This is a genomic window from Massilia genomosp. 1, assembly GCF_011682185.1.
In the GTDB taxonomy this organism is placed as follows: Bacteria; Pseudomonadota; Gammaproteobacteria; order Burkholderiales; family Burkholderiaceae_D; genus Telluria_A; species Telluria_A rubra.
In genome coordinates this window covers 26,557-41,928 of sequence record NZ_WHJF01000039.1, presented here as the reverse complement: position 1 = coordinate 41,928, position 15,372 = coordinate 26,557, and the positions used below count along the sequence as shown (strand labels likewise).

Below are 15,372 nucleotides of genomic sequence, written 5' to 3'. Positions count from 1 at the left end.
TGTAAGAAGCAGCCGGCACCTCCGCTTAGCCGCTTAGCGGCCCTTCCATACTGCGCTGGTCAGGGCACCGTTGGCGTCGCCGTCGAGTTCCCAGGAGAACGCGCCACGCAGGCCCTGATCACGCATATATTGCATTTTCACACCGATGGTGGCCGGATCGTCATAGCTCCACCATTCGCTGTTGGTCGTCAGCAGGTACAACTGCTTGCTCACCGGATGAGTCCAGCGGGTGCCGGCCTTATTGATGAGAACCTTGTAGTCGTCGATGCCGGCTTCGTACTGGCCGGCTGCCGCGCCGCTTGCTGCCTGGTACAAACCGTCGCCGCGCGGGCCGGGGCTCACGCCTTTCCAGCCACGGCCGTAGAACGGCACGCCCAGCAGGATTTTGTTTTTCGGCATGCCGGCTGCGACCAGCGTTTTGATCGCGTCGTCGGTGTTGTACTTGACCAGGTTGCCGGTCGCCGGGTCGGCGGGATCACGGTACAGCGGCGCGTGGAAATTCGTCGTGTTTTCCCATCCGCCGTGGAAGTCGTACGTCATCACGTTGACCCAGTCCATATATTGACTATACAGCGCAGGTTCGGTCTGGGCAATCTTCTCGCCGCCGGCGCCGATGGCGGCCGTCAGCGGATAGCGTTTGCCGTCGAGCTTGCCCTGTGCGTCGAGCTGGGCGCGGAACTCGGCCATCAACAAGGTGAAGTTACGCTTGTCGTTGACCGGGTCGACCGTGTTGTACGACTGGCCGCCACCGCCCGGGTATTCCCAGTCGATATCGATGCCGTCGAACACGCCCTTGGCCGCGCCCGGACCGCCGCGTCCATCCTGCACCGGCAAGTCACCGGCGAGGAATTGCTTGATGCACGACCTGGCCAGTTGCTTGCGCAGGGCGTCGGTCTTGGCGGCCGCCGAGAAGTAGCGCGACCAGCTCCAGCCGCCCAGCGAAATGAACACTTTCAGGTTCGGGTGGGCCGCTTTCAGCAGTTTCAGCTGGGCGAAATTGCCGGTCAGCTTGGCATCCCACGGGATGACCTTGCCATCGACGGTGCGCGCGGGCGAGCGCTGGTAATCGGCGTAGGCATCGCCGCCGGTGCCGGCGTCGGCTGGCGGCGGCGTGGTGTTGCCGGTTTCGGCCTTGGTCACCATGTCGCACTCGTAGCCGCCGTTTTTGGCGTAGACGTTGCCGAAGGCATAGTTGATGAAGGTGAGCTGATCGGCCACGCTGGTCGGTACGCCGTTCACTGGTGTTTTGGTGGTATGGATGTCGGCCACTTCGTAACTACGGCCGTACACGCCCCACTGCGCAAAATAGGAGCCGATTTCACGTCCGCCAACCGGTGTTGGGGTGGGCGTCGGTGGCGTTGGGGTCGGTGTTGGCGGCGTTGGCGTCGGTGTCGGCGGGGTTGGCGTCGGCGTCGGGGTATCGGTGCTCAGTTCCCACGGTCCCCATTGTTCGGTGCCGGGGACATTGTTCTGGGTCCACCATTTGGCTTTGTAGACCTTGCCCTGGTAGACCGCGCAATGACCGGCGGTGTAGATGGCGGTCGCATTCCAGTTGGCGCAGGCGACCACGGCCGCAGCCGTTTTGGTCATGCTGCCCTGCATGTCGGATTTCTCGCCGCCGCTGCCGCCGCAAGCGGCGAGCATGCCGCCGATGAGCGCGATCAGCAGGCTGCTCTTTGTGTTGTATTGCATGTTGTCTCCTTGGTCGATAGGTGTCCGTTTTACGATCTTCTGCAATCGGAACTGCGCCGATCAATCCGGAAAACGGTGAGCCAGAGTGAGCCTCGGATAATTGGTAGTCAAGTGGTTTTAGCGAGTTGAGTAAAATGAAATACCAGTTAGATTTGTGAAAGAATGTCGCGTCCGGGCAAGGTATGCATTTATCGCCCATGCATATGCGGGAAACGAATTGTTAAATGTGGAGGCTGAGAAAGGCGGGATATCAGAGAGATATCAAATTGTACACAAGGTCAGTAGTACCGCTTTAGTACCCGTTTAGATTGGTATTAACGACGCCGCGAGCGCTTGCGGCGTGTTTTTCCTGCTTGTCACGATGTTGTGGAAAATCACCGTGGTTTCAGGTCTTCCGCGCGGATTGCCCACAGGCCAGGCAAGTTGCGCCAGTAGCCATACACATCCATGCCGAAACCGACCACGAACTTGTTGGGAATGGACAGGCCGACGATGTCCGGCTTGACCGGTTTGCTGCGTTTCAGGGCCTTGTCGGCAAACACGGCGATGACGACCTCGGCCGCGCCCATGTCGAGCAGGCGCTGCTTGACCTGGGCCAGCGTTTCGCCCTCGTCCAGGATATCGTCGAGCACGATGATGATGCGCCCGGCGACGCTGGGGCGCGGGATGACTTTCCACACCACATTGCCGCCCTGATCGTCGTCGCCGTAGCGGCTGACGTGGATGTAGTCGAATTCGAGGGGGAAGCGCAGCTGCGGGAGCAGGTTGCCGGTGAACACGACGGCGCCGCCCATGACGCCGAGGACGAGGGGGAAGGCGGCGTTGTCAAGGCGGTCGAAGCGCTCGTTGAGCTTGTCGGCGACCTGGCGCACGGCGGCCTGGACGGCGGCGGCGTCGAAGATTTCTTCCGCCTTGTCGAGAAGGGCGCGGGCACGTTCAGCGTGGAATGCTTGCATGGTGGTTAGCTCATAAAGGACACCAGGCAATTATGCTGCAAAGTGCAATGCACAATGGGAAGCGTTGGCATTGTGCGACAGCCCCCCGTCCATCCTGCCACCACGGGGAGTGGCCATCAAACCATTTAACTGTAATCCCGCAAATCCTCAATCACCGTGCCATCGTCAGCCAGGGTCCCCGGCGACTCGAACCGCACCTCCCCGCGCAACTTGGTCACCTCGCGAATCGACTCCACGATCGCCGCCGCCTGGGCCGCGTCCGGCGCCGTGGCTACCTCGCAGTGCAAGGTCATCACATCGTTCGCCATCCGCCCGGTCACCACCAAACGCGCCTTCAAGATCCCCGGATGCCGCCGCACGATATTGTTTACCTGCGACGGATGCACGAACATCGCGCGCACCTTGGTCGTTTGATCCGCCCGTCCCAGCCAGCCGCGAATCCGGCTGTTGGTGCGCCCGCAACGCGATGCCTCCGCATCGACCAGCAGCGCCGACATATCCCCCGTCGCAAAGCGGATCAGCGGATAATCGGCATTAAACAAGGTCACCACGATCTCGCCGATATCGCCCGGCGCCACCGGCTCGCCGCTGCCGGGCCGCACGATTTCGAGCACCACATCCTCGTCGAGCATCATGCCGGGATTGAGCACGCCGCCGGTTGCCGTCTCGTACGCCATGCTGCCGATATCGGCCGACGCATAGGTCTGGAACACATGCGGCACGCCGTTCTCGCGAAACCACGTGCGCAAGGACTCCGGCAGCGCCTCGGCGCCCATCAGCGCGCGCTGCATGCTGCTGATATCGGCCCCCATCTCGCGCGCCTTCTCGATGATGATGCGCAAAAACGATGGCGTGCCCACGTACGTATCCGGACGCAGGTCGGCGATCGCCTGCACCTGCATCTCGGTCTGCCCGGCGCCGGCCGGAATCACCGCGCAGCCGATGCGCGCCGCCCCGCCTTCGACCATGAAGGCGGCCGGCGTGAAGTGATACGAAAAGCAGTTTTGCAGCAGCCCGCCCGCGCGCACGCCGGCCGCGTACATCGGCCGCGCAAAGCGCCACCAGTCCTGGCCGCGCCCCTCCGGATCGAAAATCGGCCCCGGCGACACATACACGCGCGCCAGCTCGCCCACGGGCGTCAGCGCCAGCCCGCCGAACGGGCGCGCCGCCGTCTGCAGCGCCTTCAGGTCGGCCTTGCGCGTGATCGGCAGCGACGCCAGCGCGGCGCGGCTGTTGATGGCGGCGCTATCGACGCCGTCGAGGATGCGCGCCCAACCCGGCGCGCTGCGGGCGCGCTCGATCAGTTGCGGCAGGCGCGCCATCAGGTCACGTTCGCGCTCCTGCGGGTCGCGCCTCTCCAATGCGTCGAGCGTGTCGACGGTATCGACGGGGCAGTCCACCTTCATGCTTGTTCTCCGATCTGGCGTTGCAGCTTGCGCGTCAGTTTTGCAAAAATCAGTTCATAGGCGCGCCGCAGCAGCGCCGCCGCTTCGGCATCGCTGAGCGCCTTCGCGTCCTCCACGTACACCCATTTCGCCCGCGCCAGGTAAGGCGCCGGAATGATGCCGGGACGGTCGGTCAGCTCCAGAAAGCGCTCGTCCTCCACCTTGAAGCAGATGCCTTTGGCGGGCGCCGCGTGGTCCGACATCGCGAACATTTTTTCGCCCACCGAAAACACCGCCCGCGTGTCCCACTTCCGGTCTTCGGTCGCGCCGGGAAAAGTCCGGCACAGCGCCTTGGCAACTTCAAAATCCATGATCGATCCTTCAAGCCAGCCAGCGTTTGCGGCGGCGATAAAATTTCATGTCCCTGAAGCTCTTGCGCCCGGCCCCGGACACGCCCAGATAGAACTCCTTGACGTCTTCATTGCTGGCCAGTTCCTTCGCCTCGCCTTCCATCACCACGCGCCCGTTTTCGAGGATGTAGCCAAAGTCGGCGTAACGCAGCGCCACCGTGGTGTTCTGCTCGGCCAGCAGGAACGACACGCCTTCCTTCTGATTGAGGTCCTTGACGATGTCGAAGATCTCTTCGACGATCTGCGGCGCGATGCCCATCGACGGTTCATCGAGCAAAATCATGGACGGCTTGGCCATCAGCGCGCGTCCGATCGCGCACATCTGCTGTTCGCCGCCCGATGTGTAGCCGGCCAGGCTGGCGCGCCGCTCTTTCAGGCGCGGAAAATACTGGTACACCGCTTCCAGCGCGGCTTTCAGTTCGGCGCGCGAGACAGTGCGCGTGTAGGCGCCGGTCAGCAGGTTTTCTTCGATGCTCAGGTGGCCGAAGCAGTGACGGCCCTCCATCACCTGCGACAGGCCGCGCTTGACCAGCTCATTGGGCGTGAGGTGATCCACCCGTTCACCCTTGAACTGCACCTCGCCCTTGGTCACGTCGCCACGTTCGCCGCGCAGCAGGGTCGAAATGGTTTTCAGCGTGGTCGACTTGCCGGCGCCGTTGGCGCCCAGCAGGGCCACGATCTTGCCCTTCGGGACCTGGAGCGACACGCCCTTCAAAACCAGGATCACATGGTCGTAAATGACTTCGATGTTATTGACCGACAGGTACGGCGTGCTGGCAGCGATGCTGTTCATAGGCTCTTTGCGGTGTAAAAATCCCGCGCGCCGCTGCTCTGGCGCGCGGGCAAGGGACTGGTTTATTTCATGCAGCTCGGCGTGATCCTTTTCTCGGCCGCGTAGGCTGCCGACGACTCCTCGACCAGCTTGCGCGTGAGGGCCTTGTCGCCCACCACCCAGGTCGGCGTGATGGCGATCCACTTCTTGCCGTCCCACTGCTGCACCTTGACCGCGCCCGAGCCTTCATGGTCGTCGCAGCTGGTTTTGATGGTCGGGAACATGCCGAACGCACCCAGCGCCTTCTGGCGCGCCTCGTCCACGTTCAGGTTTTCCAGGCCCCAGCGAATCTGTTCGCCGCTCATGGTCTTGCCCTTGCCGAATTTGTCCTGCGCCACGCGGATCGCCTCCACCCACAGGATACCGGCCGTCAGGCCGCGCATGTGGTACACCGAGCCGATACGCGACTGGTCGGCCAGGTTGCCTTTGCCTGCCGCGTAGACCTTCTTGCGGATATCGTCGATCAGCGGGTAGTTACCCGGCGTGTTGAAGGTCATCGAGGTGTAGCCCTTGGCGGCGTCGCCCGACGGGATCATGTCTTCTTCCGAACCGGCCCACCACACGCCCAGCATCTTCTCGCGCGGGAAGCCGTTGCGCTGCGCGGTCTTGATGGCGACCGAATTCATCACGCCCCAGCCCCACAGGATCACGTGGTCCGGCTTGGCCTGGCGGATCTGCAGCCACTGCGACTGCTGTTCGCTGCCCGGCGGCGCCACCGCGATCTTGATCAACTCGAAGCCGTACTGCTTGGCCTGCGCTTCAAGTACCGGCAGCGGTTCCTTGCCGAAGGCCGAGTCGTGGTACAGGTGGACGATCTTTTTGCCTTTCAGCTTGGCGTAGCCGCCTTCCTTGTCGGCCAGGTACTTGATCATCGCGGCCGCCTGGTTCCAGTAGCTGGTAATGAGCGGGAACACGTACGGGAACACCTTGCCGTTGGCCGCGTCCGAGCGACCGTAGCCGAGGGTCGTCATCGGGATCTTGTCCTGCACCAGGCGATCGAGCACGCCGTAAGCGATGCCGGTGGAGAGCGGTTCGACCATGCTGGCGCCGCCGTTCTTGGTTTTCAGCCGTTCGTAGCATTCGATTCCGCGCGACGGGTTGTATTCGGTCTCGCATTCTTCCCACAGGATCTTGACGCCATTGACGCCGCCATTGGCGTTGACCAGGTTGAAGTAATCGATCGCGCCGCCGTAAAAGCCCGAGCCGCCGGACGCGTAGGGACCCACGCGGTAGGAGGGCAGCGCGATGAACTGGTCGGCCGCCTGCACCTGGTTGAAGGCGCCGATCAGGGTGGCGCACAGCAGGAGGTTCTTGAATGCAGGGCTCTTCATCTTGTGTTTTACGTGATTCATTGTGGTCTCCGGAAGAATGCGTTAATGCGGGAACGGCCAAAGCCGCAGTTTTTCTTTACCTACTTGCCACAGGCGCGCAAGACCATGCGGCTCCACGATCAGAAAAAAGATAATCAGCGCGCCGAACACCATCAACTCCAGGTTCGACGCCACCGAGGTTGGCAGCGAGAGGCTATGCGCCAGGATGTTCAAAAAGACCGGCAGCAGCACGATGAAGGCCGCGCCAAGGAAGGAGCCAAGCACCGAGCCGACCCCGCCGATGATGATCATGAACAGGATGCGGAACGACAGATCGAGGTTGTACGCTTCCGGTTCGACCGTGCCCAGATAGGCGTAGGCGTACAGCGCGCCGGCCACGCCGCAGTAGAAGGAACTGACCGCGAACGCCAGCAGCTTGGTGCGCATCGGCCGGAATCCGATCACTTCGGCCGCCACGTCCATGTCGCGCACCGCCATCCACGAGCGGCCCACGTTCGAGCGGATCATGTTCTTGGCCAGCAGCGCCATGAGCGCAACGATCGCCAGCACCAGCACGTATTTGCTGGCCGGCGTATCGAACTGGTAGCCGAAGATGACGATCTTCTGGGCCGTGATCACGCCCGAAGCGCTGCCATTGGTCAGGTAGGGGATCTTGGTCAGGCACCAGACCACGAAGAACTGGGTCGCCAGGGTCGACGCGGCCAGGTAGAAGCCGCGGATGCGCAGCGACGGCAGGCCGAAGGCGATGCCCACCATGGCCGCGCACAGGCCGCCGAGCACAAAGGCGAGCAGCATCGGAATGCCGGGCAGGCGCGCGATGAAGTTAAACGAGGCGAACGCGCCGACCGCCATGAAAGCGGCGGTGCCGAGCGAGAGCTGGCCGCAATAGCCGGTGAGGATGTTCAGGCCCAGTGCGGCCAGCGAAAAGATCAGGAACGGGATCAATATCGCCGAGAGCATGTAGGGCGAGGCGAACAGCGGCACGATGGCCAGCGCCAGCAGCAGCAGGGCGCCCAGGGCGATGCGGTCCTGGCGGATCGGGAAGATCTGGCCGTCCGCTTCGTAGGTAGTCTTGAATTGTCCGGCTTCGCGGTAAAACATGTCAGATTCTCCGGATGATTTTTTCGCCGAACAGGCCTTCCGGCCGCACCAGCAGGAACAGCAGGGCCAAGACGTACGGGAACCAGCCTTCGATGCCGCCGCCGACCATCGGCCCGATGTAGACCTCGGCCAGTTTTTCGGACGCGCCGATGATCAGGCCACCGACGATGGCGCCGGGGACGGAGGTAAACCCGCCCAGAATGAGTACCGGCAGCGCTTTGAGGGCGATGAAGGTCAGTGCGAACTGCACGCCGTTGCGCGCCCCCCACAACAGGCCCGCCACCAGGGCCACCAGTCCGGCCACGGACCACACCACGGCCCAGATCTGCTGCAGCGGGATGCCGACGGCGAGTGCGGCCTGGTGGTCGTCGGCCACCGCGCGCAGGGCGCGCCCGACTTTGGTTTTCGAGAACAGCAGCGCGAGCGCGGTGACCAGCAGCGCGCAGATGGCGGCGGCGGTGACATCGAACTGGGAAACGATGATGTTGTAGTTGTCGAGCAGGTAGGGAATCGGCACGTCTTCGATCGGCAGGTCCAGCTTGTGTACCTGCGAGCCCCACAGCAGCTGCGCCAGGCCTTCGATGAAGAAGGCGAGGCCGATGGTGGCCATGAAGAGGGTGATTTCGGGCTGGTTGACCAGCGGGCGCAGGACCACCCGTTCGATGGCCAGGCCGAGCGCGATCATGACGACGATGGTCATCGGGATGGCGAGCCAGATCGTGACGCCGAACTTGTCGATGATGCCGACGCAGGTGAGGGCGGCGAAGAACACCATCGCGCCCTGGGCAAAGTTGAACACGCCGGAGGCTTTGTAGATCAGCACGAAACCGATGGCGACTAACGCATACATGACGCCGGAGAGCAGGCCGCCGATCAGGACTTCAAAGAAAAAATTCATGTTCGATATCCTTTATGCCCGTCGTTCCCGCGCAGGCGGGAACCCAATTTTTTGCCGCAGCCAATGGCGCACCTATGAACTTGGGTTCCCGCCTGCGCGGGAACGACGGTGGTATGTGGAGTGCATCGCGGTACGCGGTGCGGCCTCAATGCGCCACCCCCAGATACGCATTAATCACGTTTTGATTGCTGCGCACTTCATCCGGCGTGCCGTCCCCGATCTTCTTGCCGTAATCGAGCACCACCACGCGGTCCGAAATATCCATCACCACGCCCATGTCATGCTCGATCAGCACGATGGTGGTCCCGAACTGGTCGTTCACGTCGAGGATGAAGCGGCACATGTCCTGCTTTTCCTCCACGTTCATTCCCGCCATCGGCTCGTCGAGCAGCAAGATGTCGGGTTCGGCGGCCAGCGCCCGTCCCAGCTCCACGCGCTTTTGCAGCCCGTACGGCAGCCGTCCCACCGGCGTCTTGCGGATCGCCTGGATCTCCAGGAAGTCGATGATATCTTCCGCCTTTTCGCGGTGCGCAATCTCTTCGCGCCGCGCCGGCCCCCAGTACAAGGCCTGCATCAAAAAATTCGACTTCATCTTCAGGTTACGGCCGGTCATGATGTTGTCCAGCACCGTCATCCCCTTGAACAGCGCGATGTTCTGGAACGTGCGCGCAATGCCCGCCTTGGCCGCGCTGTAACAGTCCATGTTCTTGCGGTGCTCCCCGCGCAGCACGATCTCGCCTTGCTGCGGGCGGTACACGCCATTGATCACGTTCAGCATCGAGCTCTTGCCCGCGCCATTCGGACCGATGATCGCGCGGATTTCGTGCTGCCTGACGTTGAACGAAATATCGGTCAGCGCCTTGACCCCGCCGAACGACAGCGAGATATTGTTCAGGTCAAGGATCACCGGCCCGATCTTGCGCGTCGATCCCTGCGTCGCTGGATCATTCATCGCTGGTTCATTCTTCGCCGGTTCATTGGGTTCGTTCATGTTCATCGCGACGCGCTCCTCACGCAGCCTTCTCCAAAACGGGGTAGGTAGTGGCCCCGCAGATGCGCAGATCGGCGCTGACCGTGCCTGCGCGGCCATCTTCGAACTTGACCTGGGTGCTGATGAACTGACTGGCCTTGTCGGTGTACAGCGCCTCGATCAGCACCGCGTATTTGTCGGCGATGAATTTGCGCCGCACCTTGCGTGTGCGCGTCAGTTCATCGTCGTCCGGGTCTAGCTCTTTGTGCAAGATCAGGAAGCGGTGGATCTGGGTCGCGCCCATCAACTCCTCAGCAGCCAGGTCGGCATTGACCTTCTCCACGCAGTCGCGTATCAGGTCGTAGGTGGTGCCGTGCGCAGCCAGGTCGGTGTAGCCGGCGTAGGCGATATTGCGCCGCTCGGCCCAGTTGCCGACCGCTTCCATGTCGATATTGATGAAGGCGCATACCTGCTTGCGCGCATTCCCGAACGCGACCGCCTCCTTGATAAACGGGAAGAATTTGAGCTTGTTCTCGATGTAGTTCGGCGCGAAGATCGCGCCGCAGTCCATCTTGCCCACGTCGGCTGCGCGGTCGATGATTTTCAGGTGGCCTTCGCTGTCGAAAATGCCGGCGTCGCCCGTATGGAAGTAGCCGTCGGCGTCGATGACCTCAAGCGTGGCGTCGGCGCGCTTGAAGTAGCCCGCCATCGTGGCGATGGACTTGACCAGCACTTCGCCGCTGGCGGCAATCTTGACTTCGACGCCGGGCGCCGGCAGGCCGACGCTGTCGAATTTGATGTTCCCGTCCGGTTGCAGGCACACGTAGGCGCACGTTTCGGTGGAGCCGTACAGCTGCTTGAGATTGACGCCGATCGAACGGTAGAAGCGGAACAGGTCCGGTCCGATCGCCGCGCCGGCGGTGTACGCCACGCGCACGCGCGACAAGCCAAGCACGTTCTTGAGCGGTCCGTACACCAGCAGGCTGCCCAGGGCATACGCCGCGCGATCCGCGCTTGACACCGGCTTGCCATCGAGGATATCGGCGCCGCAGCGCTTGGCCACGTCCATGAAGTGGTGGAACATCTTGCGCTTGACGGCGCCGGCGTCTTCCATCCTGATCATGACGGTGGTGAGCATGTTCTCGAACACGCGCGGCGGCGCAAAATAGTAGGTTGGCCCGATCTCGCGCAGGTCGGTCAGCACCGTGTCGCCCGACTCCGGGCAGTTGACCGTAAAACCGGCCACCATGGCCTGCGCCAGCGAGAACAGGCAGTCGCCCACCCACGCCATCGGCAGGTAGGAGAGAATGTCTTCGCGGTCGGTGAGTTTATCGAAACCGACCCCGCCCACGCCGGCCGCCATCAGCGCCGCATGCGACTGGCATACGCCCTTCGGTTTGCCGGTGGTGCCGGAGGTGTACAGGATGATCGCTATGTCGCCGCCGCCGCCCGCCGCCACGGCCGCGTCGAACGCGCCGGGATGGGCTTTGTCCCATGCGCGGCCGAGCGCCTGGAGCGCCGCGAACGAGGTCAGGCCTTCCTGCTTGTAGTGGCGCATGCCGCGTTCGTCGTCGAAGGCGATGTGGCGCACCTGCGGGCACAGGGCCTGCAATTCGAGCAGCTTGTCGACCTGTTCCTGGTCTTCGACGATGGCAAAGCATACTTCAGCGTCGTTCAATACGTAGGCCATGTCGGCCGCCGGCGCATCCTGGTACAGCGGCACCGGCACGCCGCCAAAGGCTTGCGCGGCCAGCATGGCCCAGTACAGGCGCGGGCGGTTGTCGCCGATGATGGCCAGGTTCATTCCGCGCGTAAAACCGAGCGAGGCCAGGCCGCAGGCCAGCGCGCGCACCTCGGCGTTCACCTCCAGCCAGCTCCAGGTTTGCCAGATGCCCAGGTGCTTTTCGCGAAAGGCGGGGCGCTGCGGGCGTTCCTGTCCGTGCGCCAGCAGGCGCCGTGGAAAAGTCTGCAATTGCGAGCCATCGAATGTCTGCACCAGCGTCCCCTTTTGTTTGTCCGGCCCCCTTTCGCAACGGCAAATGCGGGGGTGGCGCGCTTTTTGTGTGATGATATTAGCTCGCGTTGGACAAGGAGGTTGTCTTTTGGATGACAATTGCGCCTCAAATTCGCGACTTTCGATGCTGCGACGCACAATGAGAAACCAGACACAGACATTAATAGATCACTTGCGCTCGACCATCTGGGCACGCACCCTCACGAGCACCGAGATGATCCGGGTGGAGGCCGACTGCTTCGAACAGTTCGTGCCCAAGGGCGGCTTCGTCTGCCGCAAGGGTGAGCCGCTGGATAACTGGGTCGGGATCATCGATGGCCTGGTCAAGATCAACAATTTTTCGCCGTCCGGGAAAAACGTGACGTTCGCCGGCGTGCCGACCGGCGGCTGGTTCGGCGAAGGCTCGCTGCTCAAGGACCAGACCCGCAAATACGATGTGATGGCGCTGCGCGACACGCGCGTGGCGCGCATGCCGCGCGAAACGTTCGAGTGGCTGCTGGAAGTGAGCCTGCCGTTCACCCGCTTTTTGCTGATGCAGCTCAACGAGCGCCTCGGCCAGTTCATCGGCCTGGTCGAAAACGACCGCATGCTCGATATCGACACCCGCGTGGCGCGCTGCCTGGCCGCCATGTTCAACTCGCATTTGTATCCGGGGCTGGAAAAGCTGGTGCAGATTTCGCAGGAAGAAATCGGCTACCTGTCGGGCGCTTCGCGCCAGCGCGCCAACCAGGCCTTGCAACTGCTGGAAAAGGAAGGCCTGGTGCGGCTCGACTACGGCGGCATCCGCGTGCTCGACCTGGAAGGGCTGCGCCACTTCCAGGCATGACCTCCGCGTTCGCGCCCGCGTCCGCGAACGCGTTCGCGCCACGGCCGGGCGCGATACAGGTATCATAAGACCCAATGACACCACCCGATTCAACGCTGCCCATGCCCACCTCCACCGCGCGCGACGAGCGCCTCGCGCAGCTGCGCGCCGCCATGCGGCTCGCCGGCGTCGACGCCTGCGTCATCCCTTCGTCCGACCCGCACCTGTCCGAATACCTGCCCGGCCGCTGGCAGGGGCGCGAATGGCTGACCGGTTTCACCGGCTCGGTCGGCACCTTCATCGCCACCGCCGACTTCGCCGGCTGCTGGACCGACGCCCGCTACTGGACCCAGGCCGCCACCGAACTGGCCGGCAGCAGCGTACACCTGATGAAAATCCCGTCCGGCGCCAGCCTGCTGCACATCGACTGGCTGGCCGCCAAGCTGGCTGCGGGCCAGACGGTGGCGGTGGACGCCCGCGTGCTCGGCCTGTCCAGCGCGCGCCTGCTGGCGGACGCCCTGAGCGCGCGCGGCATCATTCTACGTACCGATATCGACCTGCTGGACGGTGTCTGGAGCGAGCGCCCGGCGCTGCCGCCCGCCCCCGTGTTCGAGCACGCCGCGCCATTCGCCTCCCTCAGTCGCGCCGACAAGCTGGCCGCCATCCGCGCCGCCATGGATGAACTGGGCGCGGACCGCCACTTCATCTCGACCCTGGACGACATCGCCTGGCTGTTCAACCTGCGCGGCGCCGACGTGAGCTACAACCCGGTCTTCCTGGCGCATGCGCTGCTGACAAACGACAGCGCGACCCTGTTCGTGGCCGAAGCCAAGGTCTCGGCCGACCTGCGCGCGCGTCTCTTGCAAGATGGCGTGACCCTGGCCCCGTACCAGGACGCCGGCGCCGCCCTGGCCGCGCTGCCGCTTGGCACCGCGCTGCTGATCGACCCGCGCCGCATCACGGCCGGCATGCGCAACGCCATCGCAGCGGGCGTGACGGTGATCGAAGCGGTCAACCCGAGCACCTTCGCCAAGTCCAAAAAATCCGCGCTCGACGCGGCCCACGTGCGCGCCACCATGGAGCACGATGGCGCGGCACTGTGCGAATTTTTCGCCTGGCTTGAGGCCGAACTGGCCAACCCGGCCCGCGCGCCACTGACCGAGGTGGCGATCGACCGCCACATCACGGCCGCACGCGCGCGCCGGCCCGGTTTCGTGAGCCCCAGTTTCGGCACCATCGCCGGTTTTAACGCCAACGGCGCCATCATCCACTATCGCGCCAGCGAGGCCGCGCACGCCGTCATCGAAGGCGATGGCCTGCTGCTGATCGATTCCGGCGGCCAGTACCTGGGCGGCACCACCGACATCACCCGCGTGGTGCCGGTCGGCGCCACCAGCGAGGCGCAGCGGCGCGACTTTACCCTGGTGCTTCAGGGCGTGATCGCGCTGTCGTCGGCGCGCTTCCCGCGCGGCACCCGCTCGCCGATGCTCGATGCGCTGGCGCGCGCCCCGATCTGGGCCGCCGGCATCGATTACGGCCACGGCACCGGCCACGGGGTCGGCTTTTTCTTGAACGTACACGAAGGGCCGCAGTCGATTTCGGCAAGCGCCATGCCGGAGCCGCACACCGCCATGGAAGAAGGCATGATCACCTCGGTCGAACCGGGCATCTACCGGCCCGGCCGCTGGGGCATCCGCATCGAAAACCTGGTGCTCAACGTGGCCACGGAGCCAACCGAATTCGGTCACTGGCTGCGCTTCGAAACCTTGACCCTGTGCCCGATCGACACGCGCTGCCTGCACCTGCCGCTGCTGCGCGCCGACGACATCGCCTGGATCAACGACTACCACGCCACCGTGCGCGCGCGCCTCGCGCCGCATGTCAGCGGCCCGGCGGCCGCCTGGCTTCAACTACGCACACAGGAGATCTGATGTCGACCGCACGTTCAACCCGCGCCAGCGCCGCCGTCGACCGCCTCAAGGTCCGCAGCGGCAACGCCGGCTATTCCATGGCCCGTACCGGCGACGGCCTGTTCTTCCTGTCCGAAGCGCCGGGCGAGCCGCCCCTGTGCGCGCCGCTCGACCTCGATGAGTTTGTGGCCTTCGTCAACAAGCTCGGACCGCAGGTGGCACGGCGCGTCAGCAAGCTCGATGTCGCCTTCGAAAAGCAGCTGGTGAAAAAGAAGCCGGCAGCATAATGTAGTTCCGCACAAGGACAGCGCATGCCCACCATGGAATTACTGTCGGCCTACTGGTCGAAACCCGAAATCGCCACCAATGGGCTGATCCTGCTCAATTTGCTCGGCGCGCTGATACTCGGGCTATTGGTCGGCTACGAACGCTCGTACCACGGGCGCGCGGCCGGCATGCGCACCTATGGTCTGGTATGCATGGCTTCGGCCGCGCTGACCATCGTGGGCGGCTATCCGGGCTTCTGGTTCGGCGGCCATGGCGCCTCGCTGCTGGCCGCGGTCGACCCCACGCGCGTCATCCAGGGCATCGTCACCGGCATCGGCTTTCTTGGCGCGGGCGTGATCATGCGCGAAGGGTTCAACATCAGCGGCCTGACCACGGCGGCGTCGATCTGGACCTCGGCGGTGATCGGCATCCTGGTCGGCGTCGGCTTTTATCTGGCGGCGATGGGGCTGGCCTTCTTTTCGGCGATGATCATGATTTACCTGTCCAAGGTCGAAGCCTGGCTGCCTTCGCGCCACGCGGTGGCGGTGATGATGCGCTTCAAGCACGACTTCGTGCCGCGCGAAGATGCGCTGCGCCGCATTGCGCTGGCGCGCGGCTACGCCATCGCCGGCGGCTCGCTCACCATCGGCAGCGAGAACAATATGCAGGAATGGCGTTTCGTGGCGCTGGCGCTGTCCAAAAAGAGCGGTGCGCCGCTGTCCGAACTGGCGGCCGAACTGGCGCAATTTAACGGCATCGACAGTTTTCAAATCTCCCATGCCCGTAACTAGTCAAGCCGCA

Annotated in this window: 14 protein-coding genes; 4 read left to right on the top strand and 10 right to left on the bottom strand. The window is 63.6% G+C overall.

Annotated elements, in window-relative coordinates; translation table 11 throughout:
- Nucleotides 1-33 precede the first annotated feature (33 nt).
- From F1735_RS16200 to F1735_RS16155, 10 genes are all read right to left on the bottom strand, one after another.
- On the bottom strand, nt 34-1,692 hold the full coding sequence (locus F1735_RS16200; protein ID WP_167237893.1) for a glycosyl hydrolase family 18 protein: 1,659 nt from the start codon (nt 1,690-1,692) through the stop codon (nt 34-36).
- A gap of 374 nt (nt 1,693-2,066) precedes the next feature.
- Nucleotides 2,067-2,648, bottom strand: coding sequence for a hypoxanthine-guanine phosphoribosyltransferase (locus F1735_RS16195; RefSeq protein ID WP_167237892.1), 582 nt, complete (start codon nt 2,646-2,648; stop codon nt 2,067-2,069).
- 125 nt (nt 2,649-2,773) lie between these two features.
- A complete protein-coding gene (locus F1735_RS16190; RefSeq protein WP_167237891.1) occupies nt 2,774-4,054 on the bottom strand; it encodes a phenylacetate--CoA ligase family protein in 1,281 nt (426 codons plus the stop codon).
- The gene (locus F1735_RS16185) at nt 4,051-4,404 is read right to left on the bottom strand and encodes an MmcQ/YjbR family DNA-binding protein (protein WP_167237890.1); all 354 of its coding nucleotides are present in this window, start codon (nt 4,402-4,404) and stop codon (nt 4,051-4,053) included. The genes F1735_RS16190 and F1735_RS16185 overlap by 4 nt, the downstream gene beginning before the upstream one ends.
- A 10-nt stretch (nt 4,405-4,414) precedes the next feature.
- On the bottom strand, nt 4,415-5,236 hold the full coding sequence (locus tag F1735_RS16180; protein WP_167237889.1) for an ABC transporter ATP-binding protein: 822 nt from the start codon (nt 5,234-5,236) through the stop codon (nt 4,415-4,417).
- A gap of 62 nt (nt 5,237-5,298) precedes the next feature.
- Nucleotides 5,299-6,627 (bottom strand): ABC transporter substrate-binding protein, encoded by a 1,329-nt coding sequence (locus F1735_RS16175; RefSeq protein ID WP_373888534.1) that lies wholly within the window; start codon nt 6,625-6,627, stop codon nt 5,299-5,301.
- A gap of 21 nt (nt 6,628-6,648) precedes the next feature.
- The gene (locus F1735_RS16170; RefSeq protein WP_167237888.1) at nt 6,649-7,707 is read right to left on the bottom strand and encodes a branched-chain amino acid ABC transporter permease; all 1,059 of its coding nucleotides are present in this window, start codon (nt 7,705-7,707) and stop codon (nt 6,649-6,651) included.
- 1 nt (nt 7,708) lies between these two features.
- The gene (locus tag F1735_RS16165; RefSeq protein WP_167237887.1) at nt 7,709-8,605 is read right to left on the bottom strand and encodes a branched-chain amino acid ABC transporter permease; all 897 of its coding nucleotides are present in this window, start codon (nt 8,603-8,605) and stop codon (nt 7,709-7,711) included.
- 145 nt (nt 8,606-8,750) lie between these two features.
- Entirely contained in the window at nt 8,751-9,557 is an 807-nt protein-coding gene (locus F1735_RS16160) for an ABC transporter ATP-binding protein (RefSeq protein ID WP_167237886.1), read from the bottom strand.
- A 58-nt stretch (nt 9,558-9,615) separates the two neighbouring features.
- Nucleotides 9,616-11,574 (bottom strand): AMP-dependent synthetase/ligase, encoded by a 1,959-nt coding sequence (locus tag F1735_RS16155; RefSeq protein ID WP_167237904.1) that lies wholly within the window; start codon nt 11,572-11,574, stop codon nt 9,616-9,618.
- A 154-nt stretch (nt 11,575-11,728) separates the two neighbouring features.
- Between F1735_RS16155 and F1735_RS16150 the strand changes: the two genes are divergently transcribed.
- The 4 genes from F1735_RS16150 to F1735_RS16135 all read left to right on the top strand — a co-directional run bounded on the left by F1735_RS16150 (nt 11,729) and on the right by F1735_RS16135 (nt 15,362).
- A complete protein-coding gene (locus F1735_RS16150) occupies nt 11,729-12,415 on the top strand; it encodes a Crp/Fnr family transcriptional regulator (RefSeq protein ID WP_167237885.1) in 687 nt (228 codons plus the stop codon).
- Nucleotides 12,416-12,516: 101 nt separating this feature from the next.
- Nucleotides 12,517-14,325, top strand: coding sequence for an aminopeptidase P family protein (locus F1735_RS16145; RefSeq protein ID WP_187364265.1), 1,809 nt, complete (start codon nt 12,517-12,519; stop codon nt 14,323-14,325).
- Nucleotides 14,325-14,591: a hypothetical protein gene (locus tag F1735_RS16140; RefSeq protein ID WP_167237883.1), complete on the top strand. Its 267-nt coding sequence runs from the start codon at nt 14,325-14,327 to the stop codon at nt 14,589-14,591. The genes F1735_RS16145 and F1735_RS16140 overlap by 1 nt, the downstream gene beginning before the upstream one ends.
- A gap of 24 nt (nt 14,592-14,615) precedes the next feature.
- Entirely contained in the window at nt 14,616-15,362 is a 747-nt protein-coding gene (locus tag F1735_RS16135; protein ID WP_167237882.1) for an MgtC/SapB family protein, read from the top strand.
- Nucleotides 15,363-15,372: the final 10 nt, after the last annotated feature.

Coding starts and splice junctions, on each gene's coding strand:
- F1735_RS16135 (WP_167237882.1), top strand. CDS start 14,616: ATGCCCACCATGGAATTACTGTCGGCCTACTGGTCGAAACCCGAAATC.
- F1735_RS16150 (WP_167237885.1), top strand. CDS start 11,729: ATGAGAAACCAGACACAGACATTAATAGATCACTTGCGCTCGACCATC.
- F1735_RS16160 (WP_167237886.1), bottom strand. CDS start 9,557: ATGAATGATCCAGCGACGCAGGGATCGACGCGCAAGATCGGGCCGGTG.
- F1735_RS16165 (WP_167237887.1), bottom strand. CDS start 8,605: ATGAATTTTTTCTTTGAAGTCCTGATCGGCGGCCTGCTCTCCGGCGTC.
- F1735_RS16170 (WP_167237888.1), bottom strand. CDS start 7,707: ATGTTTTACCGCGAAGCCGGACAATTCAAGACTACCTACGAAGCGGAC.
- F1735_RS16185 (WP_167237890.1), bottom strand. CDS start 4,404: ATGGATTTTGAAGTTGCCAAGGCGCTGTGCCGGACTTTTCCCGGCGCG.
- F1735_RS16140 (WP_167237883.1), top strand. CDS start 14,325: ATGTCGACCGCACGTTCAACCCGCGCCAGCGCCGCCGTCGACCGCCTC.
- F1735_RS16190 (WP_167237891.1), bottom strand. CDS start 4,054: ATGAAGGTGGACTGCCCCGTCGATACCGTCGACACGCTCGACGCATTG.
- F1735_RS16200 (WP_167237893.1), bottom strand. CDS start 1,692: ATGCAATACAACACAAAGAGCAGCCTGCTGATCGCGCTCATCGGCGGC.
- F1735_RS16195 (WP_167237892.1), bottom strand. CDS start 2,648: ATGCAAGCATTCCACGCTGAACGTGCCCGCGCCCTTCTCGACAAGGCG.
- F1735_RS16175 (WP_373888534.1), bottom strand. CDS start 6,627: ATGAATCACGTAAAACACAAGATGAAGAGCCCTGCATTCAAGAACCTC.
- F1735_RS16145 (WP_187364265.1), top strand. CDS start 12,517: ATGCCCACCTCCACCGCGCGCGACGAGCGCCTCGCGCAGCTGCGCGCC.
- F1735_RS16180 (WP_167237889.1), bottom strand. CDS start 5,236: ATGAACAGCATCGCTGCCAGCACGCCGTACCTGTCGGTCAATAACATC.